Raw genomic sequence first — 22,911 nt, 5'->3', positions numbered from 1 at the left:
CCGCTTGGATCTGGTCAAAAAAAAGCCGCACCGAAGTGCGGCCTGTCCAGTCAGGGAGGAACTGGGTACCACATTTGCCCACCGGGCAAAGCGACGTGAAACCAATCTTGCACTGTCCGAATCTGCTGCGGTTACCGGATCTGTGCCCGCATTTCCGCTGCGTCGATCTGATGACGCCTTGATTTCAGGATAGCGCGAAAATCGTTTCCAAAACAAACACAGGGTGCAAGAGGCGCGATTTTCGGGCTTCGGTCTGGACCTTCCGCCGGATTTGGTGCGAAACTGCCACACTTTTCCCCTGACCGGAGCCTGACGATGACCGAACGATCCCTTGCTGCCCTCATCGACACCGCGCGAGGGATCACGCCCTGCGATCTGGTTCTGCGCGGTGGGCGGGTGTTCGACGTGGTCACTGGCGCGCTGATTTCCGGAGATGTGGCGATCACGGCCGGGTGCATCGTCGGGATCGGCGCGGATTATGACGGGACCGAAGTTAGGGATGTGGCCGGGTTGATCCTTGTGCCCGGGTTTATCGACACGCATCTGCATATCGAAAGTTCGCTTGTCACCCCCTATGAGTTTGACCGCTGCGTCGCGCCTTTGGGGGTCACCACGGCGATCTGCGATCCGCATGAAATCGCCAATGTATTGGGCGTGCCCGGGATTCAGTATTTTCTGGATGCGGCACTTGAGACTGTGATGGATATCCGGGTGCAACTGTCGTCCTGCGTGCCGTCAACCGACATGGAAACCTCGGGCGCCGAAATTTCCGCAGCCGAGCTTTTGCCGCTGCTTGAACATCCGGCGGCGCTGGGTCTGGCCGAATTCATGAATTACCCCGGGGTGATCCACCGAGATCCGGGATGTATGGAGAAACTCGAAGCCTTCGCAGGGCACCACATCGACGGTCATGCGCCGCTGTTGTCGGGACGCGATCTGAACGCCTATGTCGCCGCAGGCATCCGCACCGAACACGAGGCGACCAATGCCGCCGAGGCGACGGAGAAAATGCAAAAAGGTGTGCGCATCCTGATCCGCGAAGGTTCGGTGAGCAAGGATCTGGCCGCGCTATTGCCAATTTTGAACGATGCGACCAGCGCATATTGCTGTTTTTGCACCGACGACCGTAATCCTTTGGATATCGGCGAACAGGGGCACCTTGACTATATGATCCGCACCGCGATTGCCGGGGGCGTGTCGCCGCTGGCCTGTTACCGGTCCGCGTCGCTGTCGGCGGCCGAGGCGTTCGGGCTGAAGGATCGGGGTCAGATCGCTCCGGGCAAGCGTGCGGATATCGTCGCCATCGGTACCCTGGAAGCCTGCGATGTGCAGGCGGTGTGGTGCGAAGGTGTCGAAGTCGGCGAGGCGGCGTTCGCGGGACGCCGGGTGATCGACCCGATCGGGCGCCACTCGGTCAAGGCGCCGGCAATCACGGCGGCATCGTTTCGGACCTCGTCGAACCGGGAACAAAGTGATGTGATCGGGATACTGCCCGGCAAGATCATCACCGAACATCTGCATTTCGACATTCCTGTGGTGAACGGCGACAAGGCACCCGATATTGCCCGTGATCTGGCCCGCATCACGGTGATCGAGAGGCACGGGCGCAACGGCAATATCGCCAATGGGTTTGTGCAGGGGTTCACTTTAAAGGCCGGAGCGATCGCTTCGACCGTCTGCCACGATCACCACAACATTGCGGTGGTCGGTGTCGATTATGACGATATGGCGATTGCGGCGACCCGGCTGGGAGAGATCGAGGGCGGGTTCGTTGTGGTGCGCGATGGCGTCGTGCTGGCCGAACTGGCGCTGCCCATGGCGGGATTGATGAGCCTTGAGAGCTTTGAGCATGTTCGCGCGCGGCTGGTGAAACTGCGTGAGGCTGCGGTTTCGCTGGGTGTAGAGCTTGAAGAGCCATTCCTGCAACTTGCCTTTGTCGCGCTGCCGGTGATCCCGATGCTGAAGATAACGGACCGCGGCATGGTCGATGTGACCCGGTTCGAGATCATCGCGGGCTGACCCGACCCTGGCCCCCACCGCTGCCGGTGGGGCGGTTTCGGTTTGGCGTGGTTGTAGATTTTGCGCAATTCTGATCGATTTCGGCGCAAATATCGATCCACACCGGCACTAATCCCACATTTCGGGAGATCAGCGTCCAAAAGCTGCGCGGTGTCCTGAGCCGAGATCCGACCCCGGCAATCCAATTGGATGTGGCATGTCTGGCTGTTTTGCCACGCGTTAATCGGACGCATCACGCGAACTGATTTGACAATGCCGCCTCTTGGCCTTTGATGCCCGGGGGAGAATGCGCCATGAAAATTGTGATAAACGGATTTGGCCGGATCGGCCGCACCATTCTGCGGGCGCTGGCCACCACGCGCGCGGGTGAGCCTGTCGAAGTCGTGGCGATCAATGATATCGCCGCGCCTGATTTGTTGGCGTATCTGTTTCAATACGACAGTGTTTTCGGCCCCTTTCCCGGTGATGTGACGCTGGATGGCAATATCCTGACGGTAAACGGACGGGCGATCAGTATGTCGCGCTCGGACAGCCTTTCGGGTCTTGATCTGACCGGGATTGATCTGGTGCTGGAATGCACGGGCAAGGCCGACGACCGCGAAGTGGCGATGCGCGGATTGCGGGCCGGGGCGGCGCGGGTGCTGATTTCAGGCCCGTCCGATGCGGCGGACGTCACCGTGGTGCTGGGTGCGAATGATGCGGCGGTCAACGGTCAGGAAATCGTCAGCAACGCGTCCTGTACCACCAATGCGCTGGCACCGCTTCTGGCGCTTCTGGACGGGGCTTTCGGTATCGAGCAGGGGCATATGACGACGATCCACTGCTATACCGGCAGCCAGCCGATGATTGATGCGCCGCGCGGCGATCCCGCCCGTTCGCGCGCCGGGGCGTTGTCGATGGTGCCGACGACGACCAGTGCGACACGGTTGATCGACCGGGTTCTGCCGCAACTGGCAGGCCGGATCACCGGTGCCGCGGTGCGGGTTCCGGTGGCGAGCGTGTCGGCTGTTGATCTGGTGGTGCGATTGCGCGGCGATCCGGGGCCGGATGAGATCCGCGCGGCGCTGCGTCAGGGCTGCGGGCCGATTTTGGGCTGGACCGATCTGCCGCTGGTGTCGTCGGACCTGCGGGCGCGACCGGAATCTCTGGTCATTGCCGGGCCCGAACTGATCGTTCAGTCGGGCGGAATGGCGCGGGTGTTTGGCTGGTATGACAACGAATGGGGCTTTTCGAACCGGATGATCGACCTTGCGCTGCGAATGGTCTGAGCAAGCGCCAGCACAAGGTTCGGCAATTTGGGGAATTTGCCACGGGGTTGCCGGAATTACAGGTTGCATCAAATCGTGACTGCACAGTCCTTCGCAGGCCTGTTAAACGCGGAATGTCGCAATGATCGGACCCCAGTTGAACGAACCTGTCGCCACCACAGCCGCACCGGAGGACGGTCCGGAAGAATGGATCGCCTGCCCGCAATGTGACGCGCTGTTCACCGCGACGGTTCCGGCGCTGGGCGAACGGGCCTGTTGCACACGCTGTCAGACCGTTCTGATCGCGCCACGGCGTGGCGCGTTTCTGCGGGTCATTGCCTTTGCGATCACCGTGATGATCCTGATGATTGGCGCCACGTTTTTTCCGTTTCTGCAGGTCCGGGTGGCTGGGATGAGAAACGCGGCTTCGGTGTTTGACGCTGTTCTGGCCTTTGTCGATGGGCCGATGGTTGCGCTTTCGGTTGCGGTGGCGGCGCTGATTGTGCTGATTCCGGTGATGCGCGCTGCGCTGGTGGTTTACGTTCTTTTCCCTCTGACGATTGGCCGCGCGCCGTATCGCGGTGCGGCCTGGGCATTCCGGCTGGCCGAAGTGCTGCGCCCTTGGTCCATGGCCGAGATTTTCGTCATCGGTTGCGCGGTGGCGCTGGTCAAGATTTCCGATCTTGCCCATGTCGATTACGGTCCGGCATTCTGGATGTTCGGATCGCTGGTGGTGGTGATCGGATTGCAGGACAGCTCGATGTGCCGCTGGACGATCTGGAAAGCGCTGGACCCGGAGACAAGGGCATGACCGGCACTGATGTCGTCACGGCCCGGGATCGCGGGCTGGTTGCCTGTACCCGCTGCACCCGCGTCTGGCCGATGGATACGGAAACCTGCGCGCGTTGCGGCAGCACTCTGCGGTCGCGGCGGGACAGACACCTGCAACGGGTCTGGGCCTGGCTGTCGGTGGGGATCGTCTGTTATATCCCTGCAAACCTGTATCCAATGCTGAAAACCCGCACATTGTTTGTCGAACAGGACAGCACGATCATTGCTGGCGCTGTCGAAATTGCGCAACACGGCGGGTATGGGATCGCTCTTGTCATTCTGGTTGCGTCCGTTTTGATTCCGATCGGCAAATTCATCTCGATCGCCTATCTGGCGCTGTCGCTGAAACGTCAGGTGAAAATGTCGCGCCACCGCCGTCACCAACTGTACGAAGTGGTGGAATTTATCGGCCGATGGTCGATGATCGATGTATTCGTGGTGGCAATTCTGAGTTCACTTGTGCAATTAAGTGCAATTGCGTCGATCAATCCCGGACCCGCGGCGATCACCTTTGCGCTTTCGGTGATCTTTACCATGCTGGCCGCACTCAGCTTTGACCCCAGAATGATCTGGGATGGCCCGGAGGACAGACAAGAGTGACCGACACGCCGCCTAACCCCGACGTCAAGCCTGCGCGCCGTTCACTGCGCGACAGGTTCTCTCTAGTCTGGTTGGTGCCGATCGGTGCTCTGGCGATATCGCTGGGGGTCGTCTGGCACAGCTATAGCGACCGGGGGCCGCTGGTCCAGATTGCTTTTCCCAACGCTTCCGGGGTCAAAGCGGGCGAGACCGAGCTTCGCTACCGCGATGTCGTGGTCGGGCTGGTTGAAAACGTGACCTTCTCGGAAGAGCTGGCCGATGTGGTGGTCCAAGTGCGGCTGGACAAGGAAATTGCCGCCTATGTAGATGCCGACTCCCAGTTCTGGGTGGTGCGACCCGAGGTTTCGGCGCGTGGCGTGTCGGGGTTGCAAACCGTGTTGTCGGGCGTTTTCATCGAAGGCAGCTGGAACACCACCATCGACGCGCCTGCTACCCGGTTTGATGGATTGGACAAGCCGCCGCTGGTCCGGTCGGGCGAGAAGGGCACAAGCATCATCCTGCAATCCGCAAGCATCAAGGGGCTGAGCGAGGGAACTCCGATCCTGTATCGCGGGATCGAAGTGGGCAACGTCGCCAACCTTCGCCTGTCGGAGGACGGGATATCGGTGATTGCCGACGGTTTCATCCGTGCGCCCGAGGACCGGCTGATCACCACCGCCACCCGTTTCTGGGACACGTCGGGGTTCAAATTCTCGTTCGGGGCGCAGGGCGCGCAGCTGGATGTATCATCGCTGGCGTCACTTGTATCGGGTGGCGTGGCCTTTGACACCATCGTTTCGGGGGGCGAAGCGGTTTCGCAGGACACCGGTTTTGAACTGTTCGTTGATGAAGATTCAGCGCGCAACAGCGTCTTTTCGTCGGGTTCTACCGGGGTGACTGTCAATATGTCGGTGGTTTTTGAAGGATCCGTGTCGGGCCTGACCGCAGGAGCTGCGGTGGAATTTCAGGGGATCAATGTCGGTAAGGTGACTGCAATCACCGGTGTCGTTGACGAGGCGCGGTTCGGTGACCGGGCCGTGCGACTGCTGGCCACTCTTGGTCTGCTTCCAGCCAAAATGGGGCTGGATTCGGAATCGAGCGAGCAAGACGTGCTGGATTTTCTGGACGACGCGGTGCAGCGGGGCCTTCGTGCCCAGCTGCAGAACGCATCGATCCTGACCGGCGGATTGAAAGTGGCGTTTCTTGTGCCCGATTCCATCGGCCCGCAACTGCCCGTGACCATCGACCGGAACGCCGATCCTTATCCGCAAATTCCCAGCGTCACGGCAAATCTTTCGGATTTCAACGACACTGCCGAAGGTGTGTTCAACCGGATCAACGAATTGCCGGTCGAAGAATTGCTTGGATCGGCGATCAGCGTGATGGACAGCGTGAACCGACTGCTGAACGACGATGGCACTACGGGCACCCCGTCGCAGGTTCTGGCGCTGATCGGCGAAATCCGCACCCTTGTCGGATCGCCGGGCGTGCAGGGCATCCCCGATCAGGCGGCGGGTGTCATGGAATCGTTGCAAACCAGCGTTGCCAGCCTTGAAAACCTCATGGGCAAAATCGAAGAGGCGGGCGCGGTCGACAGCCTTGTCGCCGCTCTGGACAGCGCCAGTGCCGCAGCAGATGCGGTCAGTGCGGCTATGGTGGATGTACCTGACCTGATCGTCAGCATCGAACAGGCGGCAATCAGCGCCGAAACCCTGATGAACACGGCCAACGATCTGCCTCTGGCCGATCTGATGGCACGGGCGGAAACCCTGTTGAGCAGCATCGACGCTCTGGTCACTGCACCCGCGACCCAAGCCCTGCCGGGCGAACTGACCGCCACGATCGCCGAGGCACGCGGCGCCATCGCCGATCTGCGCCAAAGCGGCGTGATCGAACAGGTCTCGACGACGCTGGACACCGCCAAGACGGCAATTGGCGATGTGACGGCGGCGCTGACTCCGGTGCTCGAGTCGGCGCGGGGGGCTGTGGATTCAGTCAATGCATCGGTTCAGGGCGTGCCGGAACTGGTTGCCCAGCTTGAAACCATAGCCACCAGTGCACAGGCCCTGCTGACCTCGGCCAATGCGCTGCCACTGGAGGATCTCGTGGCGCAGACCAGCGCGGTGATCGTGAGCGCCAATTCCATCCTGAATGATCCGGCGACAAAGGCACTGCCGGCACAGGTTGGCGCGGCGGTCGATGCGGCCCGGGGCGCGGTCGAGGATCTGCGTGCCAGCGGAGTGATCAACAACGCCGATGCGACGCTCGATTCTGCCCAGGCCGCAGTGACGCGGATCACCGAAGCGCTGATGCCGGTACTGGAATCGGCCCGCACCGCCGCCGACAGTCTGAATGCCGCCACCACTGACCTGCCGCGGATCGTTGAACGGGCCGACTCCATCGCCGCCCAGATCGAAACGCTGGTGGCCAGTGCCGCCGAAATTCCGCTCGAGGAACTGGCCGCCCGCGCCGGTGCGCTGATTGACAGCGCCAATGTACTGCTCGCTTCGTCGGACACACAGGCGGTTCCCGGCGCGCTGAACTCTGCCCTTGCCCAGATCGAGGGCGTGCTGGCGGACATGCGCGCAGGCGGGTTGATCGACAATGCAAACGCCACGCTGGCCGCGACTGGCAAGGCGGCAGATGCCATCGCCCGCGCCAGCGACGAATTGCCCGCGCTGGTCGCCCGGATGAACCGCCTGCTGGCCGAGGCGGAAGCCGTCGTGGGCGGATATCGCACCGACGGGACCCTTGGCAGCGAGGCGAAATCCACCCTGCGCGATATCAAGGCCGCCGCGAAATCCGTCAGCTCGCTGGCCCGACAGATCGAGCGCAACCCCAATTCCCTTCTGTTTGGACGTTGACATGAAACTTGTGCCCTTTGCCGTTGTCCTGATCGCCCTTGGCGCCTGCTCCACTGATCCGACGCTGCGCTATCCCGTGCCGGCACCGGCAAGCACTGAAAAGATCGGGATTTCGGTTGGTTCGGTCGAAGTGCGCGACGTCAACCTGCCGCTCTACGCCGAGCTTGAGACGATATCGCTTGAAGGGGCGGGCGGCGAACTGACCACCGACAAAAATATGCTGTGGGCAGACGATCCGGTGCGGGCCGTCACCCAAGGGTTGGCCGACGCATTGTCGGGGCTGACCCGGGCGCAGGTCGCTGCCGAGCCATGGCCGCTGAGCGATTCGCCTGCCGCAAGGGTCGAGGTGCGGTTTTCCCGGGCGCTGGCCGGTGCCGACGCACAGTATCGCATGTCGGGCCAGTATTTCGTCGCGTTCCCCGATGGTGCCCGGCGCGACGTGGCGCGAAGATTCGACATAGCGGTGCCGTTTGCAGTGGCGAGCCCGGCAGGCGTGGCCGCAGCGCAGGGGCAGGCGATCGCCGAACTGGCCCGCAAGATCGCCCGCGACGGGCTTTGACGGCTGAGCGCATGTTGCAGGGTTGGGTTTCGGCCTATCAGCGCTAAACGGCGCGATCTGTCCTCGTGGTCAGTGCGGGATTGAGTATTTTTGCAAAGAAGAAGCCGCAAGAGCAGTGACAGGCTGAACGGGTCCGGGCGGCTTTTGAGCAGCTTTGATCCGAAATTGTCCTGCGCCTGCCTGCCATTCGTGCAGGCAGGCGCATGGAATTCGCGCACTTCGGTTTCGGGGTCTTCCCCCCTTCGTGATACGCGACCGGTCCTGATTTCCGACCGGAGACATCCGGATTGTCCGGGTGGGTCAGTCATAGTCCGGTGACAATGAAATCTTAGTTAACCGCTTTGGAATCGAGCCAGATCGTGACCGGTCCGTCATTGATCAGCGCCACCTGCATGTCGGCGCCGAACCGGCCCGTGGCCACGGCGATGCCCTGCGCCTGCATTGCGGCGGCAAAATGGAGATACAATCGCTCGCCTTCGTCGGGTGGGGCGGTGGCCGAGAATCCGGGGCGGTTGCCCCGCGATGTATCGGCGGCCAGCGTGAACTATAATACGACCAAAGCGGCTCCGCCGGTATCGCGCAGGCTCAGGTTCATCTTTCCCGCGTCATCGCGAAATATCCGCAACTTGGCGATCTTGGCGGCCAGTGTATCGGCGGTGGCTGTGGAGTCGCCCTGCATGGCGCAGATAAGGATCATCAGGCCGGGGCCGATTTCACCAAGGACGGCGCCATCGACGCTGACCCGCGCCTCGGCCACACGTTGGACCAGCGCCCTCACAACTCGGCGCGGGTGGGCGGGTTGGCTCCGGCGCGCGACACGGTGATCGCGGCGGCCTGCACGCCCAGTTGCAGCGCCTGTTCGACGACTGCATCCGGCAGGTCGGACAGCGCGGATTTGCTCAGCGCGCCGGCATCGTCCAATGCGGCCAACACGCCTGCGTTGAACGTGTCGCCCGCGCCCACAGTGTCGACCACAGAGACGCGGCGCGCGGCAACGCTGACCTGTCCCCGCGCGGTGTATCCGGTGGCCCCCTTCGCGCCTTCGGTGATGCAGACCAGGCGCGGACCGGTGTCCAGCAGCCCGCGCGCCAGATCGGCCATATCGCCCGGACCGGCCAGCCAGTGCAGATCGTCGTCCGACAGTTTCACGATATCCGCCGCCGCCATCATCCGGGCAATCCGTGCGCGATAGGCGGGTTCGTCGGTGATGAACCCGGGGCGGATGTTCGGGTCGATCATCACCACCCGGTCGCGTGCCGCCCGGAGCGCCAGCGTTTCATAGGCATGGCCGCAGGGATCGGGCACCAGCGAGATCCCCCCGAAGAACAGCGCCTGCACGTCGTCGGTCAGGATCGGCAGATCGTCCACCGAGAGCATCCGCCCGGCGGTATTTTCATCATAGAAAGCATAGGTCGCCTGCCCATCCACCAGTTTGACAAAGGCCAGCGTGGTGGGGCGCGAAGACCGGTGCGCGGGCGCGGCATCGACACCCGATGCGGTCAGGGTTTCGGCCAGAATCTCGCCGAACAGATCGTCGGACAAACCGGTGAAGAATCCCGTATCCGCCCCCAGCCGCCCCAACGCGATGGCGGTGTTGAACACCGCGCCGCCCGCGTGGGGCGCGAATGCCGGTTCGCCCGTCGCAGTTTCGCGCGGCAGCATGTCGATCAGCGCTTCTCCGCAGCACAGGATCATGTCGGTTCCCCCCTATGACGACGCTCCGTTGTTACCGGTAACGCGATCAATTTTCCAGCCTCAACTGTTCTGGGCATAGACAAAGCCAACGGCCGCCGCGACAATCAATCCGGCAATCACCGCCAGTGTGACCTTGATCTTCGACCATGGGCGTTCGCCCTGCACCCGGCCCGATTGACCGTTGACGACAAAGCGGTATGTCTTGCCGTTGTATTTATAGGCGGCCAGCCAGACTGGCAGCAGCACATGTTTGAATGTCACATCCGACAGTTGGGTCTGCACATCATGCACCCGCTGGCGGTCGCCGCCGATGTCGAACCGCACGTCACGCTCGATCACCCGGTCCATGATCGCGCGGGCTTCGACAAAGCCCTCTTCCAGGGGCACCTGATATCCCTCGGCGCGGAATCCGGCAAGAAATTCGGGCGCATAGGGGGTCAGCGCCGACAAATCCCAAGGGGCGAGCCCATCGGTAAAGGTCTTGGGCAATGATCGCGACGCCAGGACCAGCACATCGTCGAAAAACCGTGCCACCCGGCCCGAAACGCCGTTCCAGCGGACCTTTTGCACCTGTACTGTCTGGCGCTTTCCATCGCGCACGACGGTTCTTGATTCGTAATATACCGTGCCCCGTTCGCCGCGGTAACCGCTGCGTGTATCGGCGTCGAACGTCCAGAACGGCACATAGATGCCCTGCATCCTGCGCCCTTTTCGGGCATATTCCTTCAACCCGTTCGGGGCGAACCACAGGTTGCCGAGCCAGTCAGTCATTGCCTTTTTCGCCGCCCCTTCATCCATTGCAAAGGGCATGACGCCGCGCGGTTTGATGTGGCGGTGTTCGCCGGTATCGGTGACCAGCGGCGTCGCGCAGAATGGGCATTCGGTGGCATGGACATCACGGCTGATCTCGATCTGGGCGCCGCAGTTGGTGCATTGGGTGACGCGGGTGATCTCGATCTCGGAGTCGGGCAGTTTTGCGTCGATGGCGGCGCGGAAGTCCAGCTCGCGGATCGGTTGCAGCGTCGGGTGGGGGGTGGTCAGCGTTTCTTCGTTGCCGCAGAAATCGCAGATCAGTTTTCCCTGCGCCGGATCGAACCGCATGTCAGCCCCGCAGGTGTCGCAGGGAAACCGATGTTCTTCGGTGATTGGCGTGTCAGTTTCGGTCATCGCTGCGGTCCGTGCAATTCGCGCGTCGGGGTCATCGAGTCACGCCAGAGGTGGGCGCACAATGTCGCTCCTTTGGGGGAAGAGCAAGCGGGCAGTCCGGCCCGGATAAGGCTAGGGGGACGGCCCCGTGGTGTCGAAGGCAGCGGTGCAGCGACCGGGGTGCAGGAGCAGATATCCGACACTTCTGGCAGTTCCGAACGTCGGCGGGAGCCCGTGCCGCCCTTTGGTTCGTGCAAGACGCCGTGGAACCGGATCAAAATTTACCGCAAGCTCGGCGAGGTTTCGATCTGGCCTTTTCGAGATAAGGTCATCTCGCGTCAGACTCCCGGCGGTGGGGGTGGCGGCATGACGGTGAACAATTGCGCGAGTTCCGCCACATCGCCTGCGGGGATCCAGCCGTCCTGACCTTGGGTCCAGACCATGGTTTCGCGCTGCAATGCGCCATCCATCACCATTCGGCCCATGGAGGCGCGGGAGAACGGCCCCTTGGTCGCGCCATTTTCGGCGATGTGCCAGACATGTTCCACGGGCGGAGGCGGCGGAGGTGCCGCAGCGGCAGGGCGCGGGCCCCACGGGCCGGACTGTGCCATCGCCCCGCCCATGGTCATGCCCAGCCCGGCCCCCATGCCGGTGGCCATGGCGTTTCCGGCGGCGCTGTCGGCGCGGCCAAGCGCCTCGGCTGCTTGAAATTGAGTGTAGCGGTTCAGATCGCCCACCACGCCCATCGATGTGCGCTTGTCCATCACGGCCTCGACCTCGGCCGGGAGAGAAATGTTTTCGACATACAACTCGGGGATCGTCAGGCCATAGCCGGTGATCGTCGCGCTGATCTGTTCGGCCACCAGTTTGCCCAGATCACGGGTGTTGGCGGCCATGTCGAGCACAGGGATCCCGGATGTGGCGAGCGTGCGCGAAAATTCCTGCACGATGATGTTGCGGATCTGAAAGCTGATTTCGTCCATCGTGAACTCACCGTCGGTGCCGACGATTTCCGACATGAACCGGGCCGGATCGCTGACCTTGACGGTATAGGTGCCAAAGGCGCGCACGCGGGTCGGACCGAATTCGGGATCGCGCAGGATGATCGGATTCTTGGTGCCCCATTTCAGATCGCCGAACCTTGTGGTGTTGACGAAATAGATCTCGGATTTGAACGGGCTTTTGAAACCATGATCCCAATGTTGCAGGGAGGTCATGATCGGCATGTTGTTGGTTTCAAGCATATAAAGGCCGGGGGTGAACACATCGGCCAACTGGCCTTCGTGCACGAACACCGCCGCTTGCCCTTCGCGCACAGTCAGTTTGGCGCCGTATTTTATCTCGTGGCCCTGACGTTCGAACCGCCAGACCATGGTGTCGCGGGTGTCATCCGTCCAGTGGATGACATCGATGAATTGACCCGAAAGGAAATCGAAGATTGACATGGCACCCGCCGCTTGTTGATCGCTTTGCGCGAGTGAACCACGAAACACACCGTGGGAAAAGGGCCGCAGCGCAATCCTGCCCCTGACAGCAGCGGCAGAAAATCAGCTTTCGCCGCCCAGCAGTTCGGACGCGATGATCTGGGCCTGCGCGCGGGCCTCGGGTTCGGACATGCCGGGGCGCATGCGGGGGTCATAGAGCATCCGCAGCAGCAGTTCGTCGTGCGAGGTCAGCAGCGCGAATTCCTCGTCGTCATTAAAGATCGAGGGACGGGCGGCGGGGCTGTCGTTGGACAGGCCCAGCCCTTGGGCGACTTCCTCGTGAATGCAGGACAGGCGCAGCAGATCGGGGTGTTCGGCGCGGATCACCGCCACCGCCTGACGATAGGCGCCGTCGCTGCCGCCATCCAGCGCGAAGACCAGACAATAGGACGATTGCGGCATGTCGGTCACCGTGCGCACAGCCAGTTCGCTGATGCCGGGAACCATGCGGCGCAACCGAGGCCCCAATGCGCGACGCTCGTTCTCGTTGACGATGAAAACGTTAAAGTTGCCGCCCGAGGTCACCTGCCGGATCGGCAGGCCAGTGATGCGCGACAATCGCGACGCATAGCCGGTGACGGCGGCGCGATCCGTTGCCTGCTTCTCCGGCGATACCGTGGCGCCGAATTCCAGTTGCATCGTGATCGGGCGTTCCCAGCGATGCAGACGGCTGGCCGTTGCGCGGGCGACAAGACTGCCGCCAACGCTGGAGTATTCCTCATACAATGCGATGCGGATGAAATTCTCGACCAGCTGCCGGGTGCCAAACGGCGCGTCCCGTATCCCACCGTCGCGACGCAACAGGCCCTGCGCCAAAAGTCCGTTTTGCACCCGCTGATAGTATTTTTGCAGCTCGAGGCTTTGTTCCGACCGCACCACAATAGGCTTGATCACCGGTTTCGGCTTTGCCAGAGCGGCAGGGCGCGCCAGTGGGCGTTGAACCGGATCGACGGCGCTCACCGGAGCTTCGCATGCAGAAAACGCGATGCTGGCCGTCAGGGCTGCGATCCAACTGATCGGGCGCCGCATGGTTCAGCCGTCGATCTGCGCGCCGGCCGCGCCCTGCGTCGGGGCCGGACGGCGTGCACTGGCTGACGAGAGCGTTTCCTTCAGCTCGGACTCCATCCGCTTCAGATCTTCTTCGGCGGCGGCGCGTCTGGTCTTGCCCTCATCGGCAATTTGCAGACTTTCCTGAATTGTCGCGATCAGGTCGGCGTTGGCGGCTTTCACGGCTTCGATGTCGAACACGCCACGCTCCATTTCTGTGCGAATCACCTTGTTGCTGTCGCGCAGGTTCTTTGCATTTGCCGTCAGCAATTCGTTGGTCAGATCGTTTGCCTCGCGCACCGCTTCGGCGGCTTCGCGCGACCGCTGGATCGTGACGGCCTGCGCCAACTGGGTTTCCCACAGCGGAACGGTATTCACGAGCGTGCTGTTGATTTTGGTGACCAGTGACTTGTCGTTTTCCTGCACCAGCCGGATCGAGGGCAGCGATTGCATCGTTACCTGGCGGGTCAACTTCAGATCATGGACCCGGCGTTCAAGATCGTCGCGGGCGGCGCGTATGTCGCGAAGTTCCTGTGCGTCCATCACGCCGTCCTGCTCGGTGGCGGCGGCGACTCCGGCCTCTTTCGCGGGAATGTCGGTGGTATCCAGCCGCTTCACTTTTTCCTCGCCTGCCGCGATGTACAGCGCCAGTTCGTCATAGAACGCCAGCGTTTTATCATACAGCATATCGAGCGATCTGATATCCTTCAGCAGTTTATGCTCATGGCCCAGAAGGGTGTCGGTAATACTGTCGATCTGTTCCTGCACATCTTCGAACCGGGCAACAAATTTGGCCATCGGCGCGGCGCGGCCGAGCAGTTTTTCCCACCAGGACCGGTCACGGCGCACGTCTAGTTCCGACACCGAAAACCCGCGGATTGTGGTGACGATCTGGCGCAGGCTGTCACCCGCAGGGCCAACATCCTTGTTCCGGACATCCGCTAACATCGCTTGGCTGATCTCTTGCAATTCGCCTTGGGCGGACGAACCGAAGGACACGATCGAATTCGTGTCGGACATGTTGATTTCGGCGATGCGTCTTTCAATCTCGGCGGCGACGGGGGCTTCGGCCATTTCAAAGGGTACCACTTCGGCGTCAGGCTCGGACAGGACAACGGCTGCGATCTCGTCAATTTCGGTCGCGTTGCGTTCGGCCGTTTTGCGGGTTGTTTCGGACATGGTACGTCAGTCTCCCTTGCGGATCGGCGTTTGCCTGTTTGGTCTTTTGCCACTGTGGCCGTTACTCTGCGACTACTCCTGTTGCGATTTCGACGCCAGCCCCTCGCGTGCCAGACGGTCGCGCAACACGTCGATTTCCACATCCAGATCGGAGCGGTTATCGATCAACAGCTTTTCACGCCGCAGCGTAAATCCCTGTTCCAGATCATCAAGCAGAGCCAGATAGTCGGTCCGCGCTCCGGCGTCGCGGCTGCGGGCATAAAGATCGGCAAATTTCACCGTCGCGTCCCGTGCGCCCAGAAGATAGACACCCAGATACTTGCGCGCGGCGCTTAAATCACGCGGGTCTTCCTCGACCGTGCGGCACATTTCACGCGCGGTGGTTGTAAAGCTTGCAACACGGTCGGTGATTTCGCGATCCTTGGCCCGCAGAATGGCGGCGTTCATTTCGCCCAAGTGTTTCTCGGCCTCGTCAACCACACGCGCAACACGGTCGGCCTGAAACTTGTCTACACCCTCGGCTCCCTTGTCGCTCAGCGGGTCGGGACCGAAAGACATCAGGTGCAGACCGGCGCCCAGAACAGCAAAGATCGCCGGGGCAAGAAATCCGTCACCAACCAGCCCGGCCACGGCCAGACCCAGCCCGGTCAGCGCCGCCGCGAACAGCTTGCGCGGGATGGCAGGGCGGCGGGCAACCTTGCGGGCGTCATAGGCTTCGTGGGCGATCACACCTTCCCGGGTCAGCCAGGCGGCCAGCATGAGAATGCCGAATGCCGTCAGGTTCAGACCAAGCCCGACCGGATCTTTGAAAAACGCCAGCGGCAACAACGGAAATGGCGCGACGAACAATGCGTTGACCCGCCCACCGGCGCGGGCGCGCTTGCGCCCAGACCAGCCGCCCGCCGATGCATTGCCGCTGGTTTTTGTGCTGTTCGCTGACTTGGGTCCGGAATTCTGGCCCGGACTGTGTTCGCCGCCAAAGCGCTGCGCCATATCAGGCGCCTCCCCAGACCGAAACATAGAGGATCAGTGCCACCAGCAGCATAAAGGAAAGCTTTTGCATCGTCCGGTTCCCCAATTCCGCCTGGGCGACCCGCGCCTTTGCACCACGCATTGCCGAACCCGCCATGGACGCTGCGCCGATGGCCAGCCCCGCCAGCACGGCAAGGAACAGCACAACGATCATCAGTCTGGCCATATCACCCGCACCTACCGGTCCAATCCAGTTATCTTATGCTAAACCACAGCATTTTCCCAGAGCCGGGAATGCAGGCTGGCCCGCAGTCGCCATAAAAGGCAGTCGCCGCAAAACACATACGCCTGTGGTCTGGTCGCCTGTAACGATGTGTTTCCAGACATGCCCAACGATCCAGAGGCGATCCGCCGCCTTAGCACAGTAGCAACACCCGACTGGAGAAAAGGTTCACCTGCGAGGGGGTTTTCCCGGCTTGCCGCTGGTCGGCCGCCTGCCGGATTCGCCGCGTGCGGGCGGTTTCGGGCCAGTCGCGCGGGATTGGCGGGGCTTCAGCACAGGCGCGCCGCTTTCGCCCAACTGGTCGCGCAGAACCCGCGCCTTGACCTCTTCGACAGCGCCCTGCGCCAGATCGTTCAGCCGGAATGGGCCATAGGAAATCCGGATCAGCCGGGACACCTTCAGCCCCACCTCCTCCATGACACGGCGGATTTCGCGGTTGCGTCCTTCGCGCAGGCCCAGAGTCAGCCAGGCATTCGCGCCCTGTTGGCGGTCAATCGTGACATCCATGGCCTGAAACCGTTCGCCGTCAATAACCATACCCCGGCGCAGCGGAGCCAGTTCGGCGTCGGTCGGGTTGCCGTTCACCCGCACGCGGTATTTGCGAAGCCAACCGGTCGAGGGCAATTCGAGACGCCGTTTCAGGGCGCCGTCATTGGTCAACAGCAACAGCCCTTCCGAGTTCAGGTCAAGCCGTCCGATCGACATCACCCGGGGTAAATCGTCGGGCAGCGCTGCGAACACCGTGTCGCGGCCCTTTTCGTCCCGCTCGCTTGTCACAAGGCCCGATGGCTTGTGATACAGCCACAGACGCACCGGTTCCGGGTCGCCCAGAGGCTCGCCATTCACGACGATCCGGTCGCGGTCCGTGACATTCAGCGCGGGCGAATCAATCACCACACCGTTGACCGAGACAAGCCCGGCGGCAATCATTCGCTCGGCCTCGCGGCGGGAGGCGACACCGGCACGGGCCAGAACTTTGGCGATCCGGTCGCCGGCGGGAGTTGGGGTATCTGACATACTGTTTCGATATCCTGCCGCAGCGCGGGTGGAAAGGGCAGAAGCTGCTAACGTCATCCTGCCCGCCTTATGATGCAGCCATGCCACCGGGCCGGAAATGCGCCCGCGTCAAACAATCAAGGCGGTCCTCGGATGTTCTCGGCGGCGGTGGATGCGCAAATTTGCGAAAACGATCAAGTCACGGAAAGCGTAAAACGGCGGGCGTGGAGTCACTGCGCAGAATAGGACCTTTGCAACAAATCAAGCGGAGAGAGGCGGGGCCGCGCGAAATAACCTTGGGTGTTTGCGCAAGCTGATCCCTCCAGATCAAAGAACTTGCCAGAAAATCCGTGGTTGCGGGTCGAAGTGCGAGGCAGGGGGCGCAGCGGGCTGTTGAAACTTTGACATCTTCGGCCAGACCGGGCATCGCTTTGGTGGTCAAATTTCCCAATTCTCCGCCCGAAAGGTTTGCGCAATGTCCGATCTCCGAATTGTCCCTGTTCTGCTGTGCGGCGGATCGGGTACGCGCCTTTGGCCCGTGTCGCGCAAAAGCTTTCCCAAGCAATTTACACCGCTTCTGGGAACCGAAAGTCTGTTTCAGGCCTCGGCCCGACGGATGGCAGGTGTGGCAAGCGGGAACCCGGGCGAGCAATCAGAGGGTTTGGCCTTTGCGCCGCCCGTGGTCGTTACGGGGGCTGACTATCGGTTCGTCGTGGCGGAACAACTGCTTGAGGCGGGAATCGAACCGGGGACAGTGTTGATCGAACCGTCCGCGCGCAACACGGCACCAGCAGTTCTGGCCGCGGCGCTGCATGCGCTGGCAGGTGATCCCGATGCGGTTCTGCTCGTTGCGCCCTCCGATCATGTGATTCCTGATGCGGCGGCCTTCCGTGCCGCCGTGGCGCGGGGTTTGCCGGCGGTGGCAGAGGGCCGTCTGGTGACCTTTGGCATTGCGCCGGACCGGGCCGAAACAGGGTATGGCTGGCTGGAATTGGCTGCGCAACCCGATGGCGACGGACCTGTACCGCTGACCAGATTTATAGAGAAACCCGACGCGCCACGGGCCGAAGAGATGCTGGCGGCGGGAAATTTCCTGTGGAACGCAGGCATTTTCCTGTTCGCGGCAAAAGACATCGTTGCGGCATTCGAACGCCACGCCCCGGGATTGATCAAGCCGGTTACGGCGGCGCTGGCGCAGGCGCGGACCGATCTTGGATTTCTCAGGCTCGATGCAGAGGCCTGGAGCGGTGCGACGGCCGAATCACTGGACTATGCCGTGATGGAAAAGGCGGATTCGCTGTCTGTGGTGCCATTTCGCGGAGCTTGGTCGGATCTGGGAAGCTGGGATGCGGTGGCACAGGAAATGCCGGGCGATGGGCGCGGCGCGGTCACTTCCGGTCCGGCTTTGGCGATCGATTGTGACCGGACCCTGCTGCGAGCCGAAAGCGAAGACCAAGAGCTTGTTGGTATCGGGCTGCGAGATCTGATCGTGGTGGCGATGCCCGACGCGGTGCTGGTGGCCGACCGGTCCCGCGCGCAAGATGTAAAGCTGGTGGTCGAGCGGCTGAAGGCCAAAAAGGCCAAACAGGCCGAATCCTTTGCCCGCGATCATCGCCCATGGGGTCACTATGAAACCATTGCCTTGTCCAACCGGTTTCAGGTGAAACGCATCGTCGTGAAACCCGGCGCTGCGCTGTCTCTGCAAAGCCATTTGCACCGTTCAGAGCATTGGATCGTGGTGTCGGGCACGGCGCGGGTGACGGTCGGGGATGAGGTAACGCTGCTGACGGAAAATCAGTCGGTCTATGTCCCGTTGGGGGCGGTGCACCGCATGGAAAACCCCGGCCGCGTGCCCATGGTGCTGATTGAAGTGCAGACCGGCGCCTATCTGGGGGAAGACGATATCGTCCGCTATGAGGATGTCTATGCCCGCGGGCAGGTGTCTGACGGCTGAGCATGCTCGATATTCCGATGTGCGGCGCGGAATGCTGATCGTCAGTTAATTACTGGCGAGGACAGCGCCGCCCGTCTAGGTTTCGCAATTCACATCGCAGATTTAGCCGAGTGGGCTTTCTGATCGCGTTGTCGGCTATCGATCGGCGACAGGTGTTCGCGTCACCCCGCCAGGGCGCGGGCAAGTCGGTTTTGATGTTCGATGGCGCGCGGCAGGTTCAAGGTGGTCAGCACTCCGTCAGCCACCACCTGTCGCCCTTCGACAAACAGGTCGCGCACCCGCGCCGGACCTGCGAGCAACAGCGCGGCCTTGTCCCAACTGCCTGCCGATTTGATGCCCGAAACGTCCCAGATTGCCAGATCGGCGCGCAGGCCGGGGGTGATGGCGCCGATGTCGTCGCGCCCCAGCACCGCCGCGCCACCGCGCGTTGCGATCCAAAGCGCCTCTCGGGCGCTCATCGCGTCGGCGCCACGGGTGACACGTTGCAAAAGCATGGCCTGACGGGCCTCGGCGATCAGATTGCCGGTGTCATTGCTGGCTGAACCATCAACCCCCAGTCCGACCCGCACGCCCGCGTCGCGCATCGCCCGCACCGGAGCGATCCCCGATCCCAGACGACAGTTTGAACAGGGGCAGTGGGCCACGCCAGTACCGCTGCGGGCGAACAAAGCGATTTCGGGCGTGTCCAGCTTGACGCAATGGGCATGCCAGACGTCGTCGCCGGTCCAGCCCAGATCCTCGGCATATTGGCCCGGACGGCATCCGAAAGTGGCAAGGGAATACGCGACGTCTTCATCGTTTTCGGCCAGATGGGTGTGCAGCCGCACGCCCTTGTCCCGGGCCAGCAGCGCCGCGTCGCGCATCAGATCGCGGCTGACTGAAAACGGCGAGCAGGGCGCGACGCCGACACGGCACATCGACCCCGGTGCGGGGTCGTGAAAGGCATCAATCACGCGGATCGTGTCGTTCAGAATTGCCGCCTCACGTTCGACCAGTGAATCGGGGGGCAGGCCGCCGGCGCTTTCTCCGATGGACATTGCACCCCGGGTCGGATGAAACCGCAGTCCGATTTCGCGCGCCGCATCAATCGTGTCCTCCAGACGGGCGCCGTTCGGGAAAACATAAAGGTGGTCAGAAGAGGTCGTGCAGCCGGACAGCGCCAGTTCGGCCAGACCAATGGTTGCCGACCCCCGGATTTCATCGGGGCCGAAACGCGCCCAGATCGGATAGAGCGTCTTTAACCAGCCGAACAACAGCGCATCCTGCCCACCTGGAACAGCGCGGGTCAGGGTCTGAAACAGGTGGTGATGGGTATTTACAAGACCCGGCGTCACGACACAGCCGCGCGCCGACACCTGTTGCGCATCACCGGGCTGCAGATCCTGGCCAATTTCGGCGATCACCCCGTTGCGCAGCCTGATGTCGCAATCCGCCAGTTCGGTGCCTTTGTCGTCCATGGTCAAGACGGTTTCGGCACCACGGATCAGGACATGGCTCATGCGGGGCCGCTTTGCAAAAGGGCTATTGCTTCGGCGTGGATCTCGGCGTTTGCGGCGGCGATCACCCGGCCGCCGCGATGGGCCGGTCCGCCCTGCCAGTCGGTAACAATGCCGCCTGCCGCCTCAATCACCGCGATGGGCGCTTGAATGTCATAGGCGGCCAGACCGGCCTCGATCACCAGATCGACCTGCCCGGTGGCGACCAAAGCATAGGCATAGCAATCCATGCCATAACGCACCAGCCGCGCGCGATCGGCGACGCGGCGAAAGGCGGCCAGATCGTCTTTTGTGCCGACTTCGGGAAAGGTGGAGAACAGGATTGCCTCGGACAAGGGGCGGGGCGGTCGGCAACGCAGGCCCAAAAACCCGCCGGGTCCATCGCGCCATCGCTGGCCCAGCCCGCCGACGAAACGTTCGCCGATATATGGCTGGTCGATGATCCCAAGCAGGGGGCCGCTGTCGTCGCCCACCGCGATCAAAACGCCCCATGTGGGCGTGCCGGCAATATATCCGCGCGTGCCGTCGATCGGATCAAGCACCCAGGTCAGCCCCGTGGTGCCTACAGATTCGCCGAATTCTTCGCCGAAAATGGCATCATTGGGGCGCAGGTGTCCTAGGGTGGCCCGCATGGCAGCTTCGGCGTTGCGATCTGCCACGGTGACCGGGTCGAAACCCTGCGTTCCCTTATCGTCGGTTTCCAGTGTGTCAGACCGGAAATACCTGAGCGTTTCGGGCCGGGCTGCATTGGCAAGCGCCAGCGCACAGGCAAGAAGTTCGGCTTTCAGCGCGTCGTCCATGCAGCATCTCCCGGGTTCGCACAGGCGGGTGACTAGGCCCGCAGCGTCCGCCGGTCAAGCACGTCGTCAGGCAACGTCGCTGAGCACGCGGGCCAGTTCGAACAGGCGCCGCCGCTGGTTCTCGGGGATGGCATAGTAGGAGCGCACGAGTTCCAGAGCTTCTTTGTCGGCGAGGATGTCACCGCGCACCATGGATCTGGGCGTCTGACGATCAGCTTCGGCTTCGGCCATGCCGTCAAAGAAGAATGCCACTGGAACGTCCAGAGTTTCAGCGATGTCCCACAAACGCGAAGCGCTGACCCGGTTCATTCCGGTTTCATACTTCTGGATTTGCTGGAATTTGATGCCGACCTTTTCGGCCAACTGCTGCTGCGTCATGCCCAGCATCCAACGACGATGGCGGACCCGCTTGCCCACGTGCACATCTACTGGATGTTTCATTACCGTCACTCCCTACCTTTTGCTTGTATGCAGTGAAACGATGAAAGAAGGATCAACTCAACCTGCCTTTTAGGACAGGTGTGGTAGTTTAAATAATTAATTACATATTAACAGACGGTTACGGTGGCATCTTTGAAGCTCTGGCCAGTAATATTTTCCCAAAAACTCGCCTTTAACGTGTTTTTCGCCGTATTTTTCCGGCGACGAAGCGCAACCACCGGTTGCACGGTGTCCGTAGTTCGTGCGTGCTTCGGGTGAAAAACACACTAGGATTAAGGTTAGGAATCAGATCAGCCACAAAGGAGCCGTCATGCTGGCCTTTCAGGTCGAATCCTACGACAGGCCGCCAGTTCTGCGCCGGGTGCAGGCCGGGCCAACGGGTGCGGGGCAGGTCGCGCTGGATATTGCCGCCTGTGGATTGAACTTTGCCGATCTGTTGATGGCGGCGGGCAAGTATCAAGAGCGCCCTGCGCTGCCGATGACATTGGGGATGGAACTGGCCGGGACGGTATGCGCCTTGGGCGCCGGGGTCGACCACCTGAGCACGGGGCAACGTGTGGCGGTCTTTGCGGGGCAGGGCGGGCTGGCGCAGAAAGGTGTGTTTGACGCGGCGCGCTGTGTGCCCTTGCCCGATGCCATGCCGTTTAACCACGCAGCAGCATTTCAGGTCGCCTATGGCACGGCCCATGTGGCGTTGGATCACAAGGCGCGACTGCAACCCAAGGAAACTCTGCTGGTGCTAGGCGCTGCCGGTGGTGTCGGGCTGGCAGCGGTCGAACTGGGCAAGCTGATGGGCGCGCGGGTCATCGCCTGCGCCCGGGGTGACGAAAAGCTGGCCGTGGCGAAGGCCGCCGGCGCGGATGAGCTGGTCGACAGCGAAACACGTGACCTGCGCGGTGCGCTCAGGTCACTTGGCGGCATCGATGTGGTGTTTGACCCGGTCGGAGGCGATCTGTTTCGCGCCGCCATGCGCGCCTGCAATCCCGAGGCGCGGATCGTCATCGTCGGATTTGCCAGCGGCGACATTCCGCAGGTTCCGGCCAACCACCTGCTGGTCAAGAACATCACCTTGATGGGGTATTACTGGGGTGGATACATGAGGTTTCGACCAAAGGTGCTGACCGACAGCCTGACACGGCTGTTCGAATGGTACGCAGAGAGACGACTGCACCCACATATCAGCCATAGCCTGCCGTTGGAACGCGCTGCCGAGGGGTTGGAGCTGCTGCGCACGCGCGTATCGACGGGTAAAGTGATCATCACCATGATCTGAAGCGCTGTGCGAGATACCCGCCGGGGATGCCTCCGGCGGGAGTATT

At 62.0% G+C, this 22,911-nt stretch carries 19 protein-coding genes and 1 pseudogene; 8 read left to right on the top strand and 12 right to left on the bottom strand.

Annotated features, from left to right (window positions below; genetic code table 11):
• Positions 1-315: 315 nt before the first annotated feature.
• The 6 genes from ade to FQ320_RS14485 all read left to right on the top strand — a co-directional run bounded on the left by ade (position 316) and on the right by FQ320_RS14485 (position 8,099).
• Complete coding sequence (gene ade / locus FQ320_RS14510) at positions 316-2,019, top strand: adenine deaminase (RefSeq protein WP_148473476.1); 1,704 nt, start codon at positions 316-318, stop codon at positions 2,017-2,019.
• Between the two features lie 293 nt (positions 2,020-2,312).
• The gene (locus FQ320_RS14505) at positions 2,313-3,287 is read left to right on the top strand and encodes a type I glyceraldehyde-3-phosphate dehydrogenase (protein ID WP_148473474.1); all 975 of its coding nucleotides are present in this window, start codon (positions 2,313-2,315) and stop codon (positions 3,285-3,287) included.
• Between the two features lie 121 nt (positions 3,288-3,408).
• The gene (locus FQ320_RS14500; protein ID WP_148473472.1) at positions 3,409-4,077 is read left to right on the top strand and encodes a paraquat-inducible protein A; all 669 of its coding nucleotides are present in this window, start codon (positions 3,409-3,411) and stop codon (positions 4,075-4,077) included.
• On the top strand, positions 4,074-4,697 hold the full coding sequence (locus FQ320_RS14495; protein WP_148473470.1) for a paraquat-inducible protein A: 624 nt from the start codon (positions 4,074-4,076) through the stop codon (positions 4,695-4,697). Before FQ320_RS14500 ends, FQ320_RS14495 begins: the two co-directional genes overlap by 4 nt.
• Entirely contained in the window at positions 4,694-7,540 is a 2,847-nt protein-coding gene (locus tag FQ320_RS14490; RefSeq protein ID WP_148473468.1) for a PqiB family protein, read from the top strand. Before FQ320_RS14495 ends, FQ320_RS14490 begins: the two co-directional genes overlap by 4 nt.
• A 1-nt stretch (position 7,541) precedes the next feature.
• A complete protein-coding gene (locus FQ320_RS14485) occupies positions 7,542-8,099 on the top strand; it encodes a membrane integrity-associated transporter subunit PqiC (RefSeq protein WP_148473466.1) in 558 nt (185 codons plus the stop codon).
• 328 nt (positions 8,100-8,427) lie between these two features.
• Here FQ320_RS14485 and dtd read toward each other — a convergent pair.
• From dtd to FQ320_RS14440, 9 genes and pseudogenes are all read right to left on the bottom strand, one after another.
• Positions 8,428-8,877 (bottom strand): annotated as a pseudogene (dtd, locus tag FQ320_RS14480) (D-aminoacyl-tRNA deacylase).
• On the bottom strand, positions 8,874-9,794 hold the full coding sequence (locus tag FQ320_RS14475) for a carbohydrate kinase (protein ID WP_148473464.1): 921 nt from the start codon (positions 9,792-9,794) through the stop codon (positions 8,874-8,876). Before FQ320_RS14475 ends, dtd begins: the two are co-directional and overlap by 4 nt.
• Positions 9,795-9,854: 60 nt before the next feature.
• Positions 9,855-10,961 carry a TFIIB-type zinc finger domain-containing protein gene (locus FQ320_RS14470; protein ID WP_148473462.1) on the bottom strand — a complete coding sequence of 369 codons (1,107 nt, stop codon included), beginning with the start codon at positions 10,959-10,961 and terminating at the stop codon, positions 9,855-9,857.
• A 317-nt stretch (positions 10,962-11,278) separates the two neighbouring features.
• Positions 11,279-12,385 carry an SPFH domain-containing protein gene (locus tag FQ320_RS14465; RefSeq protein WP_148473460.1) on the bottom strand — a complete coding sequence of 369 codons (1,107 nt, stop codon included), beginning with the start codon at positions 12,383-12,385 and terminating at the stop codon, positions 11,279-11,281.
• Positions 12,386-12,487: 102 nt separating this feature from the next.
• Positions 12,488-13,453, bottom strand: a complete 966-nt coding sequence (locus FQ320_RS14460) for a DUF2927 domain-containing protein (RefSeq protein WP_148473458.1) — start codon at positions 13,451-13,453, stop codon at positions 12,488-12,490.
• 3 nt (positions 13,454-13,456) lie between these two features.
• The gene (locus FQ320_RS14455) at positions 13,457-14,650 is read right to left on the bottom strand and encodes a toxic anion resistance protein (protein WP_148473456.1); all 1,194 of its coding nucleotides are present in this window, start codon (positions 14,648-14,650) and stop codon (positions 13,457-13,459) included.
• Positions 14,651-14,722: 72 nt separating this feature from the next.
• The gene (locus FQ320_RS14450) at positions 14,723-15,643 is read right to left on the bottom strand and encodes a 5-bromo-4-chloroindolyl phosphate hydrolysis family protein (protein ID WP_148473455.1); all 921 of its coding nucleotides are present in this window, start codon (positions 15,641-15,643) and stop codon (positions 14,723-14,725) included.
• 1 nt (position 15,644) lies between these two features.
• A complete protein-coding gene (locus FQ320_RS14445) occupies positions 15,645-15,848 on the bottom strand; it encodes a hypothetical protein (RefSeq protein ID WP_148473453.1) in 204 nt (67 codons plus the stop codon).
• 225 nt (positions 15,849-16,073) lie between these two features.
• The gene (locus FQ320_RS14440; RefSeq protein WP_148473451.1) at positions 16,074-16,922 is read right to left on the bottom strand and encodes a pseudouridine synthase; all 849 of its coding nucleotides are present in this window, start codon (positions 16,920-16,922) and stop codon (positions 16,074-16,076) included.
• Positions 16,923-17,376: 454 nt separating this feature from the next.
• On the opposite strand from FQ320_RS14440, the gene FQ320_RS14435 reads away from it, so the two are divergent.
• Positions 17,377-18,855 carry a mannose-1-phosphate guanylyltransferase/mannose-6-phosphate isomerase gene (locus FQ320_RS14435; protein WP_148473449.1) on the top strand — a complete coding sequence of 493 codons (1,479 nt, stop codon included), beginning with the start codon at positions 17,377-17,379 and terminating at the stop codon, positions 18,853-18,855.
• Positions 18,856-19,016: 161 nt separating this feature from the next.
• Here the strand turns inward: FQ320_RS14435 and FQ320_RS14430 are convergent, their stop codons facing one another.
• The 3 genes from FQ320_RS14430 to FQ320_RS14420 form a co-directional block, all read right to left on the bottom strand.
• Positions 19,017-20,354 carry an 8-oxoguanine deaminase gene (locus FQ320_RS14430; RefSeq protein WP_148473447.1) on the bottom strand — a complete coding sequence of 446 codons (1,338 nt, stop codon included), beginning with the start codon at positions 20,352-20,354 and terminating at the stop codon, positions 19,017-19,019.
• Positions 20,351-21,151: an inositol monophosphatase family protein gene (locus FQ320_RS14425; protein WP_148473445.1), complete on the bottom strand. Its 801-nt coding sequence runs from the start codon at positions 21,149-21,151 to the stop codon at positions 20,351-20,353. The genes FQ320_RS14430 and FQ320_RS14425 overlap by 4 nt, the downstream gene beginning before the upstream one ends.
• A 66-nt stretch (positions 21,152-21,217) precedes the next feature.
• Complete coding sequence (locus FQ320_RS14420; protein ID WP_148473443.1) at positions 21,218-21,592, bottom strand: helix-turn-helix domain-containing protein; 375 nt, start codon at positions 21,590-21,592, stop codon at positions 21,218-21,220.
• Between the two features lie 310 nt (positions 21,593-21,902).
• On the opposite strand from FQ320_RS14420, the gene FQ320_RS14415 reads away from it, so the two are divergent.
• Positions 21,903-22,865 (top strand): NADPH:quinone oxidoreductase family protein, encoded by a 963-nt coding sequence (locus FQ320_RS14415; protein ID WP_148473441.1) that lies wholly within the window; start codon positions 21,903-21,905, stop codon positions 22,863-22,865.
• Positions 22,866-22,911 lie beyond the last annotated feature (46 nt).

The sequence above is a fragment of the Oceaniovalibus sp. ACAM 378 genome (genome assembly GCF_008085915.1).
In the GTDB taxonomy this organism is placed as follows: domain Bacteria; phylum Pseudomonadota; class Alphaproteobacteria; order Rhodobacterales; family Rhodobacteraceae; genus Oceaniglobus.
Note: the sequence above shows the minus strand (reverse complement) of the source record. Positions and strands in the feature narration are given on the sequence as shown.